The sequence below is a fragment of the Verrucomicrobium sp. 3C genome (assembly GCF_000379365.1).
Classification (GTDB): domain Bacteria; phylum Verrucomicrobiota; class Verrucomicrobiia; order Methylacidiphilales; family Methylacidiphilaceae; genus Methylacidimicrobium.
In genome coordinates, this window is the sequence record NZ_KB901875.1 from 1,601,072 (window position 1) to 1,601,292 (window position 221).

The following is a 221-nucleotide window of genomic DNA, read 5'->3' on the forward strand; positions in this document are numbered from 1 at the left end:
AATGCTTCTACAACCGTCGCCGCCTTCATAGCGGCCTCCATTACCAATCCCCGCTGGACTTCGAAAAGAATCTCGCTAACCTAAACAACTAAATCCTCCGAAGCCCCGTCCACGTTTTCGAAGAAAGATCACCGCCTCATATAGAGGTTGGCCAGAAGCGGAGAGATGGGAGCCCCTTGGGGGGTCCCTCGCTCTCGATCCTTGGCCTGGGTCGTCCGCCG